17 protein-coding genes are annotated in these 21,338 nt (G+C 60.5%); 3 read left to right on the top strand and 14 right to left on the bottom strand.

The window, feature by feature from the left end:
• Window positions 1–6 precede the first annotated feature (6 nt).
• The gene (locus RRH01S_RS29030) at window positions 7–819 is read right to left on the bottom strand and encodes a DeoR/GlpR family DNA-binding transcription regulator (RefSeq protein WP_007694383.1); all 813 of its coding nucleotides are present in this window, start codon (window positions 817–819) and stop codon (window positions 7–9) included.
• Between the two features lie 206 nt (window positions 820–1,025).
• Here RRH01S_RS29030 and RRH01S_RS29025 point away from each other — a divergent pair, with 206 nt between their 5' ends.
• Both RRH01S_RS29025 and rhaI read left to right on the top strand, forming a co-directional pair.
• Window positions 1,026–3,122, top strand: coding sequence for a bifunctional rhamnulose-1-phosphate aldolase/short-chain dehydrogenase (locus RRH01S_RS29025; protein ID WP_042476395.1), 2,097 nt, complete (start codon window positions 1,026–1,028; stop codon window positions 3,120–3,122).
• A 64-nt stretch (window positions 3,123–3,186) separates the two neighbouring features.
• Entirely contained in the window at window positions 3,187–4,479 is a 1,293-nt protein-coding gene (gene rhaI, locus RRH01S_RS29020; RefSeq protein ID WP_042476391.1) for an L-rhamnose catabolism isomerase, read from the top strand.
• A 434-nt stretch (window positions 4,480–4,913) separates the two neighbouring features.
• Here rhaI and RRH01S_RS29010 read toward each other — a convergent pair whose 3' ends face one another.
• From RRH01S_RS29010 to RRH01S_RS29000, 3 genes are all read right to left on the bottom strand, one after another.
• The gene (locus RRH01S_RS29010; protein ID WP_007694380.1) at window positions 4,914–5,630 is read right to left on the bottom strand and encodes a Crp/Fnr family transcriptional regulator; all 717 of its coding nucleotides are present in this window, start codon (window positions 5,628–5,630) and stop codon (window positions 4,914–4,916) included.
• Window positions 5,631–6,228: 598 nt separating this feature from the next.
• Window positions 6,229–7,818, bottom strand: a complete 1,590-nt coding sequence (ggt, locus tag RRH01S_RS29005) for a gamma-glutamyltransferase (RefSeq protein ID WP_042476387.1) — start codon at window positions 7,816–7,818, stop codon at window positions 6,229–6,231.
• A 63-nt stretch (window positions 7,819–7,881) separates the two neighbouring features.
• Complete coding sequence (locus RRH01S_RS29000; protein WP_042476383.1) at window positions 7,882–9,081, bottom strand: ROK family transcriptional regulator; 1,200 nt, start codon at window positions 9,079–9,081, stop codon at window positions 7,882–7,884.
• Window positions 9,082–9,409: 328 nt separating this feature from the next.
• On the opposite strand from RRH01S_RS29000, the gene RRH01S_RS28995 reads away from it, so the two are divergent.
• A complete protein-coding gene (locus RRH01S_RS28995) occupies window positions 9,410–10,201 on the top strand; it encodes an HpcH/HpaI aldolase family protein (protein WP_012650134.1) in 792 nt (263 codons plus the stop codon).
• Between the two features lie 123 nt (window positions 10,202–10,324).
• On the opposite strand, the gene RRH01S_RS34575 is transcribed toward RRH01S_RS28995, so the two are convergent.
• From RRH01S_RS34575 to RRH01S_RS28945, 10 genes are all read right to left on the bottom strand, one after another.
• Window positions 10,325–10,474: a hypothetical protein gene (locus RRH01S_RS34575; protein WP_007694376.1), complete on the bottom strand. Its 150-nt coding sequence runs from the start codon at window positions 10,472–10,474 to the stop codon at window positions 10,325–10,327.
• A gap of 297 nt (window positions 10,475–10,771) precedes the next feature.
• The gene (locus RRH01S_RS28985; protein WP_012650135.1) at window positions 10,772–11,833 is read right to left on the bottom strand and encodes a class I SAM-dependent methyltransferase; all 1,062 of its coding nucleotides are present in this window, start codon (window positions 11,831–11,833) and stop codon (window positions 10,772–10,774) included.
• 177 nt (window positions 11,834–12,010) lie between these two features.
• Window positions 12,011–12,562, bottom strand: a complete 552-nt coding sequence (locus tag RRH01S_RS28980; RefSeq protein ID WP_042476380.1) for a glutathione peroxidase — start codon at window positions 12,560–12,562, stop codon at window positions 12,011–12,013.
• Window positions 12,563–12,640: 78 nt separating this feature from the next.
• Window positions 12,641–14,491, bottom strand: coding sequence for an ABC transporter ATP-binding protein (locus tag RRH01S_RS28975; RefSeq protein ID WP_042476377.1), 1,851 nt, complete (start codon window positions 14,489–14,491; stop codon window positions 12,641–12,643).
• A 48-nt stretch (window positions 14,492–14,539) separates the two neighbouring features.
• Window positions 14,540–15,298 (bottom strand): DUF1028 domain-containing protein, encoded by a 759-nt coding sequence (locus RRH01S_RS28970; protein WP_042476374.1) that lies wholly within the window; start codon window positions 15,296–15,298, stop codon window positions 14,540–14,542.
• 4 nt (window positions 15,299–15,302) lie between these two features.
• Window positions 15,303–17,090, bottom strand: coding sequence for a gamma-glutamyltransferase family protein (locus RRH01S_RS28965; protein WP_042476371.1), 1,788 nt, complete (start codon window positions 17,088–17,090; stop codon window positions 15,303–15,305).
• A gap of 22 nt (window positions 17,091–17,112) precedes the next feature.
• The gene (locus tag RRH01S_RS28960) at window positions 17,113–17,991 is read right to left on the bottom strand and encodes an ABC transporter permease (RefSeq protein WP_042476368.1); all 879 of its coding nucleotides are present in this window, start codon (window positions 17,989–17,991) and stop codon (window positions 17,113–17,115) included.
• Entirely contained in the window at window positions 17,988–18,935 is a 948-nt protein-coding gene (locus RRH01S_RS28955; RefSeq protein WP_042476366.1) for an ABC transporter permease, read from the bottom strand. The genes RRH01S_RS28960 and RRH01S_RS28955 overlap by 4 nt, the downstream gene beginning before the upstream one ends.
• A gap of 62 nt (window positions 18,936–18,997) precedes the next feature.
• Entirely contained in the window at window positions 18,998–20,506 is a 1,509-nt protein-coding gene (locus tag RRH01S_RS28950) for an ABC transporter substrate-binding protein (RefSeq protein ID WP_012650142.1), read from the bottom strand.
• Between the two features lie 89 nt (window positions 20,507–20,595).
• Window positions 20,596–21,333, bottom strand: coding sequence for a FadR/GntR family transcriptional regulator (locus RRH01S_RS28945; RefSeq protein ID WP_042476362.1), 738 nt, complete (start codon window positions 21,331–21,333; stop codon window positions 20,596–20,598).
• Between the last annotated feature and the right edge of the window lie 5 nt (window positions 21,334–21,338).

The raw sequence follows: 21,338 nt of genomic DNA, 5'->3' as shown, positions 1-21,338 counted from the left end.
CGCACCTCACGCGACTGATGGGGAATCCTCCTCTTCGGCCTGTGCCGAAACGCTTGTTATGATCAGGGATACGCCCGCATCCTCAATCATCCTTACGGTCTCCGCCGAAATGCCGTCGTCGGTGATGATGGTCGTCACCTGTTCGAGCGGGCACAGGATCAGGCTGGAGCGCTGCTTGAATTTGCTGGAATCGACCATGACGATCATCTCGTCGGCCTGGCGCATCAGCTTCTGCTCGCTCTGGATCAGCAGCGCGTCCGCCTCCATGATGCCGAGCGGGCCGACGCCCTGCGCACCGATGAACATGCGCCGTGCGTAGAAATTCCGCGTTGTGTCGTTGTCGAAGGGTGACAGGATCAGGCTCTGCTCGCGATAGATCGCGCCGCCCGGAACCGTCACCGTATTTTTCGAATGCTTAACCAGATGTTCGGCGATCGCGAAGGAATTGGTCATTACCTGCAGCCGGAAGGCCGAGATATAGTGCACGAGCTGGAATGTCGTGGTGCCGCCATTGATGATGATGGCGTCGCCCGGATTGCACAATTCGGCAGCTTTGCGCGCTATTGCGCGTTTCTTATCGATATTGACACCTTCCGAAACGCGGAAGGGGCGGCCGGCCAGATTGCCGAGCTGCGGAGGATGGATGGATTCGGCGCCGCCGCGCACACGCCTGATCTTTCCTTGCACATGCAGGGCCGCGATATCACGGCGGATCGTCGCTTCAGAGGCCTCGGTCAATTCAGAAATATCCTGAATCGTCACCACAGGTTTTTCCTGTACGGCGCTCAAAATAATGCGATGGCGTTCGCGTTCGTGCATCGGTTCCTCCTTGTTGGCGGTTATTCCGTAAATATGGCAGAGTGTCAATCATAAACGATCATAAACTTTCATATTGCATCGCAACATTATCAAATATGATCGTTTTCGATTGACAAAACGACTCTCTGTGAGCGATATCCTGATCGTAACGGGGCGGCGCCGTGGTTTTGGTGCGCTCGCAAATGATGATTCCATGGGAGGATGACATGACGGCTGAGGTTCGACTTCTGGACAATCGTTGGGATGACGCCTACGCGGCCAAGCTCGACGAGCCGGGCAAGTTGCTCTACCGCTCCAATCTGCTGGGCGCCGACAAGCGTATCACCAATTACGGTGGCGGCAACACGTCGGCCAAGGTCATGGAAACCGATCCGCTGACCGGCGAGAAAGTCAAGATCCTCTGGGTCAAAGGCTCCGGCGGCGATGTCGGCACGATCAAGCTCGATGGTTTCGCCACGCTCTATCAGGACAAGCTCGACAGCCTCAAGGGCATCTACAAGGGTGTTGCCGACGAGGATTGCATGGTCGGCTTCCTGCCGCATTGCACCTACAATCTCAATGCCCGCGCCGCCTCCATCGATACGCCGCTGCATGGTTTCGTGCCCTTCACCCATGTCGACCACATGCATCCTGACGCGATCATCGCGATCGCCGCCTCCAAGAATTCTCGCGAACTTACCCGCGAAATATTCGGCGACGACATTGGCTGGCTGCCCTGGCGCCGCCCCGGTTTCCAGCTCGGCCTTGATCTCGAAGCCTTCGTCAAGGCGCACCCGAACGCCAAGGGCGTCGTGCTCGAAAGTCATGGTCTTTTCACCTGGGCCAACGATGCCAAGGATTGCTATGAGCTGACGCTCGCGATTATCAACAAGGCCATTCAATGGTTTGCGGCAAAGACCGAGGGCAAGACCATTTTCGGTGGTGCAGCGGTCCAGAGCCTGCCGCAAGCCGCGCGCCGCGCGATCGCCGCCCGGCTGATGCCGGAAATCCGTGGCCGCATCGGTAAGGCGGAGCGCAAGCTCGGTGACTTCGACGATCAGGACGCCGTGCTCGAATTCGTCAATTCCAAGGATTTGCGCCCGCTCGGCGCACTCGGCACCAGTTGCCCGGACCACTTCCTGCGCACTAAGATCCGCCCGCTGATCGTCGATTTCGATCCGGCCAAGCCGGATGTCGATGCCATCATCGCCGGTCTCGACAAGGCGCTGGAAGACTATCGCGCCGATTACGCTCGCTATTACAATGACTGCAAGCATGACAATTCGCCGGCCATGCGCGATCCCAATCCGGTGATCTTCTTGGTGCCGGGCGTCGGCCTGCTGTCTTTTGCCCGCGACAAGGCGACGGCGCGTATTGCCGGCGAATTCTACGTCAATGCCATCAACGTCATGCGCGGCGCTTCCACCGTGTCCGAATATCAAGGTCTGCCGGAGCAGGAAGCTTTCGATATCGAATATTGGTTGCTGGAAGAGGCAAAGCTGCAGCGCATGCCGAAGCCGAAGAGTCTTGCCGGCCGCGTCGCCTTCGTTACCGGCGGTGCCGGCGGCATCGGCCGCGCCACCGCGGCGCGTCTGGTGGACGAGGGCGCCTGCGTCGTGCTGGCGGATATCGATCAGGCGGCGCTTGAGAACACGCAAGCCGATTTCGCCAAGAAATACGGCGCCGACGCGGTGCGCAGCGTTAAGCTAGATGTGACCAAGGAAGAGGGGGTCATCTCCTCCTTCGCGGAAGCCTGCGTCGAGTTCGGCGGCATCGATATCCTCGTGTCCAATGCCGGCATTGCCTCCTCCGCGCCGATCGAAAGCACGGAGCTTTCGATGTGGAATCGCAATATCGACATTCTCGCCACCGGCTACTTCCTCGTTTCGCGCGAAGCCTTCCGTCTGTTCCGCCGCCAGAATATCGGCGGTAATATTGTCTTCGTCGCCTCGAAGAATGGTTTGGCTTCGTCGCCGAATGCCGCCGCCTATTGCACGGCCAAGGCCGCGGAGATCCATCTGGCTCGCTGCCTGGCGCTGGAAGGCGCGGATGCGGGTATTCGCGTCAACACGGTCAATCCCGATGCGGTTCTGCGCGGCTCGAAGATCTGGAACGGCGAATGGCGCGAACAGCGCGCCGCCTCCTCGAAGATCGAGGTGGACGATCTGGAGGAACATTACCGCAAGCGCTCGATGCTGAAGCTCAATGTCTTCCCGGAGGATATTGCCGAGGCAATCTATTTCCTGGCTTCGGACCTTTCCGCCAAGTCGACCGGCAATATCATCAACGTCGACGCCGGCAACGCGCAGAGCTTCACGCGCTAATATCATTCGGCTCGCGCCGGCCGGGACAATGCCGGGGTGAGCCTTCGCTTTTTGGGAGGAAAGAATGGCTGAGTTTAGAATTGCGCCGGATCTGGTCGCCGCTGAAAATGATAAGCGCGCCGCCGCGCTGACGTCCGATTATGAGGCATTGGGCGCGACACTTGCCCGTCGCGGCGTGGATATCGAGAATATCACGAAGAAGGTCGCCGAATTCTTCGTCGCCATTCCTTCCTGGGGCGTCGGGACGGGCGGCACGCGCTTTGCCCGCTTTCCGGGCACCGGTGAGCCGCGCGGTATCTTCGACAAGCTTGACGATTGTGCCGTCATCAACCAGTTGACGCGGGCAACCCCAAATGTGTCGCTCCATATCCCATGGGACAAGGCGGATGCTAGGGAACTGAGGGCAAAGGGCGATGCGCTCGGCCTCGGCTTCGACGCCATGAACTCCAACACCTTCTCCGATGCCCCCGGCCAAGCGCATTCCTACAAATACGGCTCGCTCAGCCATGTCGACGCGGCAACCCGCGCGCAGGCCGTCGAGCACAATCTCGAATGCATCGAGATCGGCAAGGCCATTGGATCCAAAGCACTGACCGTCTGGGTCGGCGACGGCTCGAATTTCCCCGGCCAGAGCAATTTCACCCGGGCGTTCGAGCGCTATCTCGCGGCCATGGCGGACATCTACAAGGCGCTGCCGGACGACTGGCGGCTGTTTTCCGAACACAAGATGTACGAGCCGGCCTTCTATTCCAGTGTCGTGCAGGACTGGGGCACCAACTACCTGATCGCGCAGACGCTTGGGCCCAAAGCCCAGTGCCTCGTCGATCTCGGCCACCACGCGCCAAACACCAATATCGAAATGATCGTCGCCCGCCTTATCCAGTTCGGCAAGCTCGGCGGCTTCCACTTCAACGATTCCAAATATGGCGACGACGATCTCGACGCCGGCGCGATCGAGCCCTACCGCCTGTTCCTTGTCTTCAATGAACTGATCGATGCGGAGCAGCGCGGCGTCAACGACTTCAATCCGGCGCATATGATCGACCAGTCGCACAATGTCACCGACCCGATCGAAAGTCTGATCTCCAGCGCCAACGAAATCCGCCGCGCCTATGCGCAGGCGCTGATCGTCGACCGCAAAGCATTGGCGGGCTATCAGGATACCAATGACGCGCTGATGGCGTCGGAAACGCTGAAGCGGGCCTATCGCGCCGATGTCGAGCCGATCCTCGCAGAAGCCCGTCGCCGCACCGGCGGCGCCATCGATCCGGTCGCGGCCTATCGGGCGAGCGGCTATCGGAAAAAGGTTGCGAGCGAGCGTCCGGCTTCCGTTGGCGGTAGCGGCGGGATTGTCTGAGAGATTAAAACGCGGGTAGCTGGGGACGAGCCGGCTTTCTCACCGAAAGGTCGTCATCCTCGAGTGGCGCATTGGCGAGGAGCCATCCGAAGGACGGCAGCGTTTTCATTTCTTGAGATTTGTCACAAGGCAGGATCACGGCGACACGTTCGCCGTGACACCGGAAGATGGTGCCGTTGTCGTCGATGGCACGTTCGATCAAAGTCGCAAGAGCAGCCTCGTTACCCTTGATCTCGATTTCTTTCAGTGGGATATCTCACTGATTGTTGCAGGCTTAGGATACAATTGAGTCGATCCGTCATCAATGTGTCGGCAGATCCTGGTTCAGGAGTGCCGACAGTAAATGATCCAACGGCACACGGTCTGAGAGCCCGAATTTCCGAGATGAGGCGCAACAGACGCAGGGCCGACATCACTTTACTTTCCGGCCCAATTCAACCGGTCTGACTGATCAGCCTTCGATATTCGCGTTCCGGCACTCCATAGGAGCTCCCTGCAAGGGCCTCCAGCCCGACGCGATCTCTAATCGCAACGAAGCCTCGTTGAGAGACGATAAGATGCTTTCCCTCAAGAACGTGCAGCGTTGTCGTGACGCTTTGCCGACGGACCGCAAGCATGACGGCCAGAAAGTCATGGGTAAGGTCGATCTTGTCTCCGTCGGTGCGATCGTGACACATCAAAAGCCAACGCGCCAAGCGTTGCTCGATCTGGTCTGCGGCGTTCGAGAATGCGGTATACGCCGTTTGAATTGATGCGGCCTGGACGTATCTTAAAAGCAGATTGCGCAGCTCGAGCCTATCGCTCGCTGCTGCCAGAATGCGCGCGTTTTGGATGCGGTATCCTGCGCCGGCGACCTGCATAAATATCGAGAAGGGTGCCGACTCAGACCCTTGAAGGACCGCTGTCGGGGAAAACCCCTCGCGACCGAAGACGCCTATCTCGGCGCTCTTGCCTTCGGGAGCGCGTACCACGACCGATCCGATCCCCGATTCGAGAAAATAGATGTAGTCGCTGATCCTATCAGGCGTTGTGATCATGAACCGTTTGGGAAGATCAATGCCCTCAAGATGAGACGCAATATGATCGAAGTCCTGATCGGACAAGGACCTTAAAAGCGTATTACGAATCTCTGATTTTTTTGGCGGGGACATGCTCTCTCCTCGTAAGGGCAAGAGCAATCGGGTCTCCCAGTCGGCCGCGCCATAAAGTCTACGGACGATCAAACAATCCTAGTCTCTGATAGTGTTCGATTTATGTTTATCGAAAAAAATGCGCAAGCTAGCGCGGAGTCTCTGCACGATACCGAACAAAAAATGTGTCGGCGGACCGAAGCTGCGGCTAATGTGAAATTCCCGGACGACGCGATGCCGGGCTTGGGCCCGCTTGGCCAAAACGCCCCTTGATATCGATGTTATAAATCGACCTATGCCAGGAAATCACGCAACTTAGATCGAGCGTGCTGTCGTTTTTCCGAATATTCGGAAGTAAAAAATCTTGCCAGTGGCTATGTTGGCAAATTGATATGCGCAATTCGACTTAAATGTAGCCGAGAAGGTAGACTTTTGTCCGGTATCGGACAAATGTAATCTGGGCCTTATGCGGGGAGGCTTAGGGTGGTCTCCTTCGTCACCGCAATGGCGGGGGAGACGACTCTGCCATTGAGACCCATTCAAAACGATCCGTGCATTGCGCGTCTTCGATTAAACGCAAGCTTAGCGCGAAAAATACTGTGATATCCCCCCGCCAAGCTCAATATCCCAGCGCGACCCCGTCCTTGCGGTGATCGGAAGCGCCGAGCAAGACGCCGCGCTCGTGATCGATCATGATCGCCTGCGCGCCGCCGATCGGCTCGTCCGCCCATTCGGTGATGTGACCGCGCCGCTCAAGATCCCGTTTGGTCTCTTGCGAGATCGTCGGTTCCAGCGACAGCTTGCCGCCGAAGCAGAAGCTGCGCGGCTGATCGCTTGCCTGCTGCGGATCGAGATCGCGGTCGAGGATCTGCGTCAGCATATGGGCATGGCCGGCCGCCTGATATTGCCCGCCCATGACCCCGAAGCTCATGCGTACCTTGCCGTTCTCCATCAGCATCGCCGGGATGATGGTGTGGAAGGGCAGCTTGCCGGGGCCGATGGCGTTCGGATGTCCCGGCTTGACGACGAAGCCAGCACCACGGTTCTGCAGCAGCACACCGGAGCGTGGTGCGTAGATACCGCTGCCGAAGGGCATGAACACCGAGTTGATCAGTGAGATCGCATTGCCGTCGCGATCGACGACGGAAACATAGACCGTGTCCCTATGTGTCGGTCCATCCCAGATAGCGGCGTCGGCTGCGCGTTCGAGACTGATCTTCGCGCGCATGGCGGCAATCGAGCGGTCGGACAACAACTCGTCGATATCGAAGGTCAGATAGTCCGGATCGCTGATCAGCTGGTCGCGCATGGCGTAGCCGGCCTTGGTGGCTTCGGCATGCAGATGAATACGATCGGCCTCCGAGAGCTTAGGATCGCGCAGATCAAAACCGTCGAGGATACGGGTGATCAAGAGGGCCGCCAAGCCCTGGCCATTTGGAGGGCATTCGAAGAGGTCGCGGCCGCGGAACTTGCCGGAGATCGGCGTGGTCTCGAACGCCTTGTAGTCGGCGAAATCGCTTTCCTCATGCAGGCCGCCGAGCGATTGCAGAACCTGGGTGATCTCCTCGGCCACCGCGCCACGATAGAAGGCGTCGCGACCATCCTTAGCAACGGCTTTCAAAGTGGCGGCGAGCGCCGGGTTGATCATGCGTTCACCGGTTCGTGGCGCCCGGCCATGCGGCAGGAAATAAGCTGCTGAAGCCGCATGTTTTGCGACGCGGCTGCTGTAGCGGTGCCAGTCGAGCTCGACGCGCGGCGTGATGCAATAGCCTTCTTCGGCTGCCGCGATCGCCGGTGCGAGCACACGGCCCATGTCGAAGCGGCCGTAGGCGTCGATCAGCCGGCACCAGGCGTCGATGGCGCCGGGAATGGTGACCGCATGCGGGCTGTCGTCGGGAATGGCGGTGAAGCCTTTTTCGAGGAAATAGTCGAGTTTCGCCTTTTGTGGCGCGCGCCCGGACCCGTTGAGCGCCACCGGCGTGCCGCCGGCTGCGCTATAGAGGGCAAAGCAGTCGCCGCCGATGCCGGTCATGTGCGGGTCGATAACGGATTGCAGCGCAACCGCGGCGACTGCCGCATCCACCGCACTACCGCCCGCCCGTAGGATGTCGACGGCGGCAAGGGTTGCCAGCGGATGCGAGGTTGCGGCCATGCCCCTGTCGGAAACGGCGACCGAACGGCCTGGCTTGAAAAAATCCCGCTGCTGCATGTCTCTCAACGTCCTCTATCTGTCCTATTCGCGTTCGCGATCGATCGCGTCCTCTCCATCGTTTTAGGGTGTTTTTTCCGTGATGGAACCCTTACCGTGCTCTCCGCGTCCTGGAATTTCGAACAGTGTTGCGCGAAATCGGTCGAGTGCTGCGGCAATGGCGCCGATCAGGCCGGCCTTGCTGCCAAGCGGGCTGATGGTGCAGGAAAGCGGCACCGGCACGCAGCGTGACAGATAGAAGATGATCCGCTCGACCAATTCGGGCCTAGCGCCGACGCTGCCGCCGAAAATCACCCTTTCCGGATCGACCACGGCGGCGATGGCAACAAGCGATGTGGCGACGAGACGCGCCACTTCGTCGATCACGATCGCGGCGACCGGGTCGTCCTCGCGCTCGAACATGTCACGCACGCTCAGGCCAGGCGTGCCGCCGAGCGCTTCATAACGGCCACGGATGGCGACGCTGCCGATCGACGATTCCAGCGCGCCGGCGGCAAAACTGCGGGAATCGAAGGGATCGGCGCCGATCGGCAATGTGGATATCTCGCCAGCTGCTCCACGCGCGCCGCGGATGAGGCGGCCTTCGTTGATGATCCCCATGCCAATGCCGGTGCCGAGCGCCACGAAGACGAAATTGTCGATGCTGCGGCCGTCACCGCGCCATTGCTCGCCAAGGGCGGCCAGGTTGACGTCGTTGTCGATGAGGATGTCGAGACCCAGCCTGTTGCGCAGACTATCCTCTAGGGTCAGTTCCGTTAGGCCGGGAATGTTCGGCACCATCGCCAATCGCCTGGTTTTCGGGTGGATGGCGCCGGGAATGCCGATCGCGCCCATTGCCACGGATTTCGCGGCAATGCCGGATTTCTGCAGCAGCGCTTGATGCATGCGGGCGATTTGCTCGATGACATGTTCGCCGCCGCGCGCATCCGTGCCCTCGATGGCCTCTTCGATGATATCGCCCGTAAGGCCGGCCAACGCCGCATGGATCTTTGTGCCGCCGACATCGGCGCCGAAGACGAAGGCCTTGCGCGGTTCCAGCTCATAAGTCACCGCACTCCGCCCGACTGAGCCTTGGGTGCGGCCAGTGACACGGAGCCAGCCTTCTGTCTCCAGATCACGAACGATCTCGGACATGCTTTGTTTCGAGAGCCCGGTCAGCCGGGCCAGTTCGGCGCGGGATACGGGAGCGGTTTCGAAGATGGCGCGCAATACCGCACGCGATGTGGCCTGCCGGGTGTGGGGGATAGAGGTTGATATATCCATTGTCACCAATTCGTCAATTTTAAGAACAAATTACGGAGATCGAATAATCCGTCAAGGCCTTTCTGCGCAATTTTCGGTGAATTCCTTCGTCCGTCGCTTCCGCACAATATCTTTTGGTAAGTTTTCTTTACGAAGTCGATAGCTGAATGCTGTCTATGGTTTTGAATCGCCGTACGGCATGTGGCGCCGGTTGTATTTTCGGGGTAGCCGAGGCGCTGGAATTGAGTATTGTCAGTGGGGATGAGGGCCTTGTTTGTGTTGTCGAAGGAGGTCTCGGAGGGAAGTGTCTCGCTCGTTGCGGGCGTGGTAATTATTGAGGAAAATCACCATGACGATTGATATTGACGGTTTCGCCGGGCGTCTGAAGCGCCGGGAAAATGGCGGTATGATTTCTGCCTGGATTGGCACGCCCGATCCATTGCTCGTCAATCACCTGTCGCAAGAGGATTTCGACGCGGTCGTGCTCGATATGCAGCATGGCATGTGGGATATGGCGTCTGCCGCCAATGGTATCGCCCAGGTGCGGCTGGCCGGCAAACCGGCGATCGGGCGCATCCCCGTCGGTGATTTCGCCTCTGCCTCGCGACTTCTGGATGCCGGTGCTTCCGGTATCATCGCGCCGATGATCAATTCCGCCGATGACGCCCGCGCCCTGGTCAAGGCGACGAAATATCCGCCGCTCGGCGAGCGGAGCTGGGGACCGTCGCTGGCCCTCAACCATTTTGGCATAGCGCCTGACGATTATCTGCAGCGCGGCAACAGCCTGACCGTCACGATCGCCATGGTCGAGACCCGCACCGCACTCGATGCCATCGACGAGATTCTCACCGTCGATGGCGTCGATGGCATTTTCGTCGGGCCGGCCGATCTCTCCATCGCGCTATCGAACGGCGCGCGGCTTGCTCCCGATAGCGCCGCGATCGACCAGGCGATGAGCCATGCGCTCGCGCGCTGCCGCGCCCATGGCAAACTGATCTGCGCCTTTGGCAGCGATGGCGAACGTGCCGGGCAATATTTGAAGCTCGGTCTCGACCTTGTTATCGCCGGCGCCGAAACGGCACAGCTGCGCACCGGTGCCCGCACCGCTATCGCCGCCGCGCGCAAACTCGCCGCGTCCTGATGGACTGCCGAAACGGTGATCCTAGTTGGGTCACTGTTTCGGCAATTCTGTCTGGTCGTCGATGTCGCGAGTTTCGAACTCAAATAGCGGTGGTTGCCTTCAAATAGCGGAGCTGGATGCGCGCTAATTTACAAGTTTAACCCAACAAGGATTGTAATTCTCTCTGCCGCAGCCACCGCCGACGGCCTTTGCAGGGGTAATGGCATTCTGAGCGGCGATAGCGACCAGCGCCACCGCGATGACGGTCAAAATGGTTTTCGTGTATCTATCCATAATATTCTCCGGTAGATGGATGTAATAAATACACTTTAAAGTTGCTTTTATGAAAGTCAACATCCAGAGACCCGACTCGGTCGCCCTGGCGTTTCGGAAAACCGTTAATTTCGCCCTATGCCCTGCACAGCATAAGAGCTGTGCTTGGTCTCGTTCGACACCCGGAATCGTCGCTCAAGCGGAATGGCCTGAGCCGCCGGTCTATTCCAACCGGCGCTCGCGTTCCTGTTCGGTAAAGGCGGTCCCATCTGTGAAGATCAGCCTGCGTCTCGCGCGTTCGACAGGCGTGGCGCGGGTTCAGACCTTGACTTCGAAGACCATGTTGAATGGCGTTTCGGTCGCCTTGCGGAAATGCGAATAGCCTGCATCCATGGCGACCTTGCGCAGTTTCAACTCGCCGGCTTGCGCGCCAAGGCCCAGGCCGACTTCCTGCGCAAGCGAGGCCGGCGTGCAGATCATCGTCGATGCGCCGTAGAAGACGCGGCCGACCGGATTGAGGTTGTCCTTCAGGCAATCATGCGCAAAGGGTTCGACGATCATCCAGGTGCCGTCGTCGGCAAGGCTTTCCTTGACATGTTTGCCGGCGCCGACGGGATCACCCATGTCGTGCAGGCAATCGAACATCGCCACGAAATCGTAGCCGGCAGCCGGGAAGTCCTTTGCTGTTGCTTGTTCGAAGGTGATGCGTCCGTCGACGCCCGCCTCCTTCGCCGCCGCTTTCGCTCGCTCGATAGAGGGAAGGTGATAATCGAAGCCGAAGAATGTGGAGTTCGGATAGGCTTGCGCCATCAGGATGGTCGAGGCGCCATGGCCACAGCCGACATCGGCGACGGCAGCGCCGGCTTCGAGCTTTTCATGCATACCATTCAGTGCCGGTATCCATTCCGAGACGAGATGGCTGTTATAACCCGGCCGGAAGAAACGCTCCGTGCCGCGAAACAGGCAGGCGCTGTGCTCATGCCAGCCGAGACCGCTACCGGTCTTGAAAGCATTGGCGATCTTCGGTTCATCGAGCCACATGGATTGAACGACATCGAAGGCACCGGTGAAGAAGGCGGGACTGTTTTCCTCCGCAAATACCATCGCCTGTTCGGGCGTCAGGTAGAAGCGTTCGGTCTTGTCGTCGTAGCTGACGTAATCTGCCGCTGCTTGTGCCGACAGCCATTCGCGCAGGTAGCGCTCCCTAACGCCGGTCTTGTCGGCCAATTCCGCCGAGGTCATCGGCGTTCCATCCGCCATGGCCTTGAACAGGCCCAAATGGTCTCCGAGTGTTACCAAAACACCGGAGACCGCTGCGCCGAGATCGCCGACCAAGCGCCCGACCAGGGCATCGAGTTTCTGTACATCAGGTTCACGCATGACATCCTCCTCCCAGAATTGATGCAGCGTTCCGTCCATATATGGGACGCGTGAGCATACTCCTGGGCAAGAGGGGAGGCAATGATGCGGCGAATCCGAGCAAGCTCCGCGCCGCTACTCCATGGGGAGGTAACGCATTGAAATAAAATCGTATTTATCGAAAATCCGCGCGATGCCTCAGCCGGCGAGGGCAAGCTCTTTCTCCAGAGCGGAGAGCAGACGGGGATCGTCAGCGGTCACGTCAGGTGCAAAGCGAGCGGCAACCTTGCCGTCGCGGCCGATCAGGAATTTTTCGAAGTTCCAGATGACCCCGCCATCCTGCCCGGTCTCTAGGCCATGTTTTGCAAGGCGCTCGCGCATCGGGCCATCGCCGGTGATCTCGACGCCGGAGCCGATCAGGCTGTTGTAGAGCGGATGGCGCTCTGCGCCTGTTACAGCGATCTTGGAAAACATCGGGAACTGCACGTCATAGGTCAGGGTGCAGAAGCTCAGGATCTCGTCATCCGTGCCCGGCTCCTGACCCTTGAAATCATTGGCCGGGAAGCCGGCGATGATTAGGCCGTCATCCCGCTTGTCCTCATAGAGCTTTTCCAGCGATTCATACTGCGCTGTCAGGCCGCATTTGGAGGCGACATTGACGACCATGATGACCTTGCCGCTGTAGTCGGCAAGCGTCGTCTCGCTGCCGTCGATCCTCTTTACCGGAATATCGAGTACGCTGTCGGTCATCGCAATCACTCCAAATCATCTTGAAACAGGGGCGGATATCACCCCCTGCTTCCAATGAAGTCAAGGTCACGATCCGGCTTAAGCGGCCTCATCCATCCGGACGAGGTGACCATGTGTGACCTCGCGATAGCGCCGCTTCGGCGTGACATAGCCGACCGGCCGCACCGGGCTCTTCAACTCCTCGACGGCGAGATTGCGCTTGATGCCGCGCCGCGCCGGATCTGGCACGGGGACGGCCGCCATCAGCTTCTTCGTATAGGGATGCTGCGGGTTCTCGAATACCGAGGCGCGCGGGCCGATCTCGACGATCTCGCCGAGATACATCACCGCGACACGGTGGCTGACGCGTTCCACCACGGCCATGTCGTGCGAGATGAAGAGATAGGCGAGATTGAGGCTTTGCTGCAGATCCATCAGAAGGTTGCAGACCTGCGCCTTGATCGAGACGTCGAGGGCCGAGACGCTTTCGTCGGCGACGATGACCTTCGGGTCGAGGGCAAGGGCGCGGGCAATGCAGATGCGCTGGCGCTGACCGCCGGAGAATTCATGCGGGTAACGCGACATCATATCCGCCTTCAGCCCGACGCGTTCCAGAAGGTCGGCCGCCTTCTCGCGTCCCTGGGCGCGGGTGCCAAGATTATGTTCGATGAAGGGTTCGGCCACGGCGGCGCCGATGGTCATGCGCGGATTGAGGCTGGCGAAGGGGTCCTGGAAGATCATCTGGATGCTGCGGCGCATGCGGCGCAGATCGAGCGCGTCGAGTTTCATCACGTCATAGCCGTCGAGGCGGACTTCGCCGGCATTGGGGTTGATGAGGCGCATGATCGAGCGGCCGGTCGTCGATTTACCGCAACCGGATTCGCCGACCAGCGACAGCGTCTCGCCCTGGGCAAGATCGAAGGAGACGTTCTCGACCGCATGGATGGCGCCGGTAGTGCGACCCAGCAGCCCGCCATGCAGGTTGAAGCGGGTCACAAGGTTCTTCACCTCAAGGATCGGCGTCTTGCGACGATCGACAGTGTCGGCAAGTGCGACCGGCTCGCTACGCTCGCCGGTGCGGGCATCCACGATCGGGAAACGCAGCGGCCAGGCCTGATCCTTCATCGAGCCGAGGCGCGGCACAGCGGAAAGCAGGGCGCGGGTATAGGGATGCTGGCCGCGATGGAAGATGTCGTCGGTGTTGCCCGTCTCCACCGCCTCGCCGCGATACATGACGATGGTGCGGTCGGAAATCTCGGCGACGACGCCCATATCGTGGGTGATGAAGAGGACGGACATGCCTTCCTCCTCCTGCAGCACCTTGATGAGATCGAGGATCTGCCCCTGGATCGTTACATCGAGCGCCGTCGTCGGCTCATCGGCGATCAGGAGCTTCGGACGCGAGGCTAGCGCCATGGCGATCATCACGCGCTGGCGCATACCGCCGGAAAACTGATGCGGATATTCGTCGAAGCGCGAGGCGGCGTTCGGGATACGCACCTTTTCCAGCAACCGGATCGTCTCGGCCTTGGCTTCCGCCTTGGAGATATCGCCATGGCAGGTGAGGGCCTCGGAGATCTGCCGGCCGATGGTGAAGATCGGATTGAGGCTGGTCATCGGCTCCTGGAAGATCATGGCAATATCCTTGCCACGCACCTTGCGCATCTCATTATCCGGCAGCGACAGGATCTCGCGGCCATTGAGCTTGACCGAGCCTTCGATGCGGCTGCTGCCCTTGGCGAGCAGACGCATGATCGACAGCGAGGTGACGCTCTTGCCGGAGCCGGATTCACCGACGATCGCCACTGTTTCGCCCGGCATGACATCGAAGGAGATGTTCTTCACCACCGATCGCCACTCGCCATCGGCAAGGAAGGACGTCGTCAGATTGGAGACGGAGAGGACAGGTTTTACATCGGGATTCATCTGCTGCGCGGCTGTGGTCGTCATGAGTTCCCCTTTATGATTTTGCGCATCGTATCAGGCATCTGTTTCCGCTCAAGACAGTTTCGGTAATGTGGCGAAAGATGCGGACGGACGCCCCTCGGCAATTCTTGCGGCTTCCAGCGCCGCGATCTTCTCGTCGATCTCGCGGCGGTCGATCATGCCATCAGGGTTCTGCCGCGTCGCCATAGTCTCGGCGAAATAGAGATAGCGTTCCTGCGCGACGGCATAGAGCCGTTCGAGCTCGGTCAGCGGATCGGCGCTGTCGTCGACGCGGATGTTCAGCCAGGCGTAATCCTGATCGCGATGGATCACGAGTGCTGCCGATTGCTTGCCGCGCTTGTCGCCGCCGGCGTCCTCGCCGGCGCGCATGGCCTCGAGCAGCCGCTCGGCGAGCGGTTTGCCCTTGGTCTTCTTGAAGGTCGAAAGCGTCTCGGCAATCACCTGAGGCCCGGCCAGCATATTGCCGGCAACCGAGACATTGTCGTCGATCAGATGGCCGGCCCAGTCGACGCATTTGGCGCCGGTGAAGGCGGCATTGTTGCCCTTGGCGTCGATCAGGTGGAACTGCCGCTGCTCGCGGCCGTCGTCGCGGGCGGTCAAGGTCGTAACGATCTCCTCCGGTGCATGACCGGCGGCAAGCATCGCAACGCCATCAATGCCATAGAGCGGGCTGACGAAAGCCTGTGTCGCGACAGCGCCGATGCCGCCTCGAATATGCGGCACCAGGCTGCCGACAGCGAAGAAGCGGGTGGCGACGGCGATGGCGAGATGGCCGGTTTCAGGCTCGCGGGCAACGATCGACCAGGTCATTTGCTTATCTCCCGATTGCGTAGGCTTGCATCAGACGCGGCGTGGCGGCTGCGCGCAGCAGGCCGCTGGCATCACGCTGCGCGGCGGTCAACCGTCCGACCGTCCATTCCGGAGCAACCGTCAGCTTGTGACCCTTCCGGCGCAGCGCATCGAGCACCTCGGGGCTGAAGTTTGCCTCCGCCGTCAGGCCGCCCGGCTCGCGCGTGCGGGGATAGAAGGAGCTTGGAAAATGTGTGCTGTGGAACAGCGGTCGGTCGATCGCCTCCTGAAGGTTCAGGCCGTGATGGACATAGCGCAGGAAGAAGGCGAGCTGCCATTGCTCCTGCTGGTCGCCGCCGGGCGTGCCGAAGGCGAGCGTCGGGCGGCCTTCATGGAGCGCGAGCGACGGCGTCAGCGTCGTGCGCGGCCGCTTGCCGGGAGCGAGCGACGAGGGCAGGCCGGGCTTCAGCCAGAACATTTGGGCGCGCGAATTGAGGCAGAAGCCGAGGCCGGGAATGATCGGCGAGGATTGCAGCCAGCCGCCGGAGGGCGTCACCGACACCATGTTGCCTTCGCGGTCGATGACGTCGATATGCACCGTGTCGCCGCGCTTCTCGGTCAGATGCGACATGGTCGGCTCATAGACCGCCCCGGTCTTGGCTTCCGGCGCTTCCAGCATGGCCATGGTGAGATCGTACTGGCTTTCGAAGCCGGCGATTTTGCCCGGACGCAGATCGAACGAGGCTTCCGAAGAGATCAGCTTGCGGCGCTCGGTGGCATAGGCGTCCGAGAGCAGGATATCGAGCGGCACTTCGGAGAAATTCGGATCGCCGTAATAGACCTCGCGGTCGGCGAAGGCGAGTTTCATGGCCTCAGTAACGGTATGGACGTAATCCGCGCCGGCGGGGTCCATCGCGGCGATATCGAAGCCCTTCAGCAGCGACAGTGTTTGCAGGAAGGCCGGTCCCTGGCCCCAGGGACCGATCTTGGCGACGGTCCAGCCGTGATAATCATAGGTCAGTGGCTCCTCGATCGTTGCCGACCAGTTGGCCATGTCGTCGGCGGTCAGCACGCCTTTGTGCTTGCTGCCACTGGCATCCATCACCTCGGCCTTGCGGACGTAGGTGTCGATCGCCTCGGCGACGAAGCCGCGATAATAGGCGCCGCGCGCCGCTTCGACCTGTGCCTCGCGGCCGCTCTTTGCCTCCGCTTCCGCGATCACCCGTTTCCATGTTTCGGCAAGGACAGGATTCTTGAAGTTCGACCACGGCTCCGGAGCGGAGCCACCGGGCAGCCAGGTCTCGTAGGAGGTCGGCCATTCCTTGCGATAGAAGTCGGCAAGGCCGGCAATGGTCGCAGCGACACGGGGCAGAATGGGGTGGCCGTGCTCGGCATAGTGGATCGCCGGTTCCAGAACATCACGGACGGTGAGCTCGCCGTAATCGCGCAGCATCAGCATCCAGCCATCGAAAGCGCCGGGGATGACAGTGGCGAGCAGGCCGTCGCCGGGGATCAGCGACAGGCCCTCCTTCGTATAGTGCTCGATCGTTGCGCCGGCGGGGGCGGGAGCTTGGGCGCAGATGACCTCGACCTTGTCCTTCTTTTTTGAATAGATGATCGCGGGCATGTCGCCGCCGGGACCGCAAAGATGCGGCTCGACGATCTGAAGCACGAAGCCAGTCGCAACCGCGGCATCGAAGGCGTTGCCGCCCTTTTCGAGAATGCTCATGCCGACCGCGGAAGCGATCCAGTGGGTGGAGGTGACGACGCCGAAGGTGCCGAGGATTTCCGGGCGTGTCGTGAATGCGGTCATTGCGGATGTCCTTTCAGATGATTCATGCTTCGCGCGGATCGAGCGCATCGCGCAGGCCGTCGCCGAGGAGATTGAAACCGATGACGACGAGAAAGATCGCAGCGCCCGGCCACATGGCCATCCAGGGTGCCTGCTCGAGATAATTCTTCGCGACGTTGAGCATCGAGCCCCAGCTCGGTGCAGGTGGCTGCTGGCCGAGCCCGAGGAAAGAGAGGCTGGCCTCTGCGATGATCGCCGTGGCGATGGTGAGCGTTCCCTGCACCAGGATCGGGGCAAAGACGTTCGGCAGGATGTAACGGATGATGATGCTGGAATGACGAAGCCCGATCGATCGAGCGCCTTCGACATAATCTTCCGTCTTCACCGCCAGTACTTGGCCGCGCGTCAGGCGCACGAAGACCGGCGTCGCCGACAGCCCGATGGCGATCATTGCATTGGTGAGGCTTGGTCCGAGAAAGGCGGCAAGCGCGATCGCGGTGATCAGGAAGGGCATCGCGAGGAACGCTTCGGTGACACGCGAGATGATCTGGTCGATCCAGCCGCCGTAATAGCCGGAGATAAGGCCGAGAGGGACACCGATCGCTACCGCAATGGCGACGGAAAATATGCCGGCCATCAGGGACGCCCGCGTGCCCCAGATCATGCGCGAGAGGACGTCACGGCCAATGTCGTCGGTGCCGAACCAATGGGCCGTCGAGGGTGCCTTGCGGATCGCCGACCAGCTGGTAGCGACCGGATCGGGTATCGGCAGGATTGGGGCGAGGATGGCAGCCAAGGTAAAGAACAGGATGATGGAGATGCCGACCAGCGCGCCCTTGTTGGCCTTGAATTTGCGCCAGGCTCGGTTCGGCGCGCGCTTGGCCGGGGCGGTGGCAACAGCCGTCTGCACGATCGCGTTCATAGGGCTGCCCTCAGACGTGGATTGAGGAGGACGTAGAGAATATCGGCGATGAGGTTCATACCAATGAAGCCGACGGCAGTGCAGAGCACGACGCCCTGGACGACGGCGTAATCGCGGTTGAAGACCGCGTCGACGATGAGCTTGCCGAAGCCGGGAATGGTGAAGATCTGCTCGGTGAGCACGGCGCCGGCCAGCAGTTCGCCGAAAAGCAGGGCGCTGACGGTGACGATGGGCAGGATGGCGTTGCGGAAGGTGTGCTGCAAAATGACGACGACTTCCGAAAGCCCCTTGGCGCGGGCTGTGCGGATATAGTCGGCGCTGAGCACGCTCAGCATAGACGAGCGGGTGTGGCGCATCAATGTGGCGGCGAGCGCATTGCCGAGCACGAAGGAGGGCATCAGCATGGTCTGGATTGAGCGCCAGGGATCCTCGAAGAACGGCTGGTAGCCGGAGGCCGGCAGCCAGTGCAGCTTCACCGAGACCAGCAGGATCAGCATGATGCCGAGCCAGAAATTCGGCACCGACAATCCGCACAGGGCAACGACATTGGCGAGATAGTCGATGATGGTGTTCTTCTTCACCGCCGCCAATATGCCCATGGGAATGCCGATGACAAAAGCGAAGATCATCGACATCACGGCAAGCTGGATCGTCACCGGCAGCTTCTGGGCGACCAGCGTCAGCACCGGCTGGTTGGTGCGCAGCGACATGCCGAGATCACCCTTCAGCACACCCTGCAGCCAATAGCCGTATTGGTAGATGACGGGATCGTTCAGCCGGTATTTCTCGCGCAGAAACTCGAGGACCTGCGGATCGCGCTCTTCGCCGGCCATGGCAAGGATCGGGTCGCCCGGCAAGAGCTTCTGCAGGGAAAAGACGAAGACGGAAATGATCAGCAGCGTCGGTATGGCGACCAGCAGTCTTTTTCCGATGTAGGTGTACATGAGCGCATCCTGATCTCGGTAAGGGCCTGCGGGAGATGTCTTTCCCGCAGGCTGCTGTCGAACTAGCTGCCCTTCTTCACGCCGGCGAGGCGGATCATGCCGTCCGGCGAGGCTACGAAGCCGGTGATCTTCTTGTTGTAGCCCCAGATCCAGGCCTGATGGCCGAGATAGATGATCGGCAGATCTTCGTTCAGGATCGCCTCGGCCGCATCATATTTTTGCTTGCGCACCGCATCGTCCTGCGACTGGCGAGCTTCCAGCAACAGCTTGTCGACCTCAGGATTGCTGTACTTGGAATCGTTGAGGCCGGCGCCGGTGGTCACAAACTGCTGGATATTGCCATCCGGATCGGCGCGGCCGGACCAGTCGGAACGGCTGAGCTGATAGTTGCCGGCCGTCTGCGCGTCGAGCAGCGTGGCGAATTCGGTCGATTTCAGCGAAACGTCGAAGCCGGCCTCGGCCACCATCGACTGGATGATCTGCATCATTTGCATCGAGACGGGATTGTTGGCGACCGCAAGTTCCACCGGCACGCGATCGTAGCCCGCTTCCTTGATCAGCGCCTTCGCCTTGTCGACGTCGCGGGTTGGAACTGGGATGTCCTTGTCGTACCAGGGGCTGTTTGGCGCGAAGGGCTGGTTGCCGGCAAGGCCGGTGCCGTCATAGACGATCTGCATGGCGGCATCACGGTCGATCGCCAGCGAGAAGGCCTGGCGCAGGCGCTTGTCCTTGCCCATCGGATTGTCGGCGCGCGCGCCGTTGCCGACATTGGCGTAGACGCCCAGCCAGCCGGTACCGATGGCATCCGCATAGACGAGATTGCTATCGCTCTTGACGGTGCCGGCGTCGGAGGCGGCGACGCGCTCGATCATGTCGAGATCGCCGGAGCGCAGGTTAGCCAGGCGCACCGTCGTGTCGGGGATCGGCAGGTAGGTCACCTTGTCGATGAAGATATTGTCCTTGTTCCAGTAGTCCTGGAACTTCTCCAGCACGATACGGTCCTGCTGCACGCGCTCGACGAACTTGAACGGGCCGGAGCAGACGGGATGGTCGCCGAACTTCGCACCAGCCGCCTTGGCCGCGGTCGGCGAGACCATCATCCCGGAGCGGTCGGAAAGCTGGGCAAGCAGAGTGACATCGGGCGCCTTCAGCGTGAAGGTCACTTCATGTTCACTGGATGCCTCGACCTTGGCGACGGAGGAGAGCTCGCTCTTGCGGCGCGATTCCGGCAGGGTCTGGTAACGCTGGATATTGTCGACCACGGCCTGTGCGTTGAACGGCGTTTCGTCCTGGAACTTGACGCCCTGGCGCAATTCCATTGTCAGCTGCTTCCCGTCTGCGGACCATTTCCAGGAGGTCGCGAGCTGCGGCACGAATTTGAGATCCGGCGTCACATCGACGAGCTTGTCGCAGAGTGCGGTATAGACGATGCGGCCGACGAAGGTGCGCGATTGTGCCGGATCCAGCACGTCGGCATCGTCCTGAAGGCCGATCTTGAGTTCGACGGCAAAGGCCGGCAGCGCGATCAACACGCCGGCGGCCAGCGATGTCAGAAATTTGGCGATCTTCATGCTGTTCTCCTGTTTATATTTTTGTTTTCAATGCGGTTCCGGCCGGTTTCCCCTCCGGTCGGGCAGTCTCGGCGCAGTTGCGCCCATGGTCAGTCAAGCGCCTTGGCCAGCTCCCTTTGCAGTGGCTGGGCGTCGAGCGAGGTGACACGGATCAAGCTCTCCTGTAGCATCAGCAGATGCTGGCGCATGGCCTCGGCGGCCTTCATCGGATCGCGCGCTGCGATCGCGTCGATGATCGTCATGTGCTGGGCATAGGAGGCCGGGCGCGTGTTGTTGGTGCTGCGGGCCAATTCGCGAATGGTTTGCCACGCCTCGTCCTGGCGGACGTGGTTGATGACGTCAAAGATCGTCAGGAAAAACTGGTTGCCGGCGCTCTGCGCGATCAGGCGATGCAGTGCGCCATCCCAAAGCTCGCGGCTATCGGCATCGTCGCTGGCGACGATCTTCTTCGTGAGTTCGTACATGCGCTCGATATCGTCAGGCTTGGCGCGCATGGCGGCGAGCTGGGCGAGCTGCGGCTCGACGCGCAGGCGCACCTCCATGATCTCCATGAGATTGGTGCCGGCAATCATCGATCCGACATGCTGGCTCCAGTCATCCGGGCGCTGGCCGGCATAGGTACCCGATCCCTGGCGCCGCCAGATGCGACCTTCGGTCTCCAGCACTTCGAGCGCGCGGCGGATGGCACGACGGCTGACGCCGAACATCTCTGAAAGCGCCCGCTCGGTCGGCAATTTGCCATCCGGCAGCAGATTATCCGAGCCCAAAAGCCCCCGGAGTTTCTCCAGGGCATGGGTCGAATTTTCAGGAAGGCCGCTGGCTGCCATGAGGT

This window comes from Rhizobium rhizogenes NBRC 13257, from assembly GCF_000696095.1.
GTDB classification, from domain to species: Bacteria; Pseudomonadota; Alphaproteobacteria; order Rhizobiales; family Rhizobiaceae; genus Rhizobium; species Rhizobium rhizogenes.
Note: the sequence above shows the minus strand (reverse complement) of the source record. Positions and strands in the feature narration are given on the sequence as shown.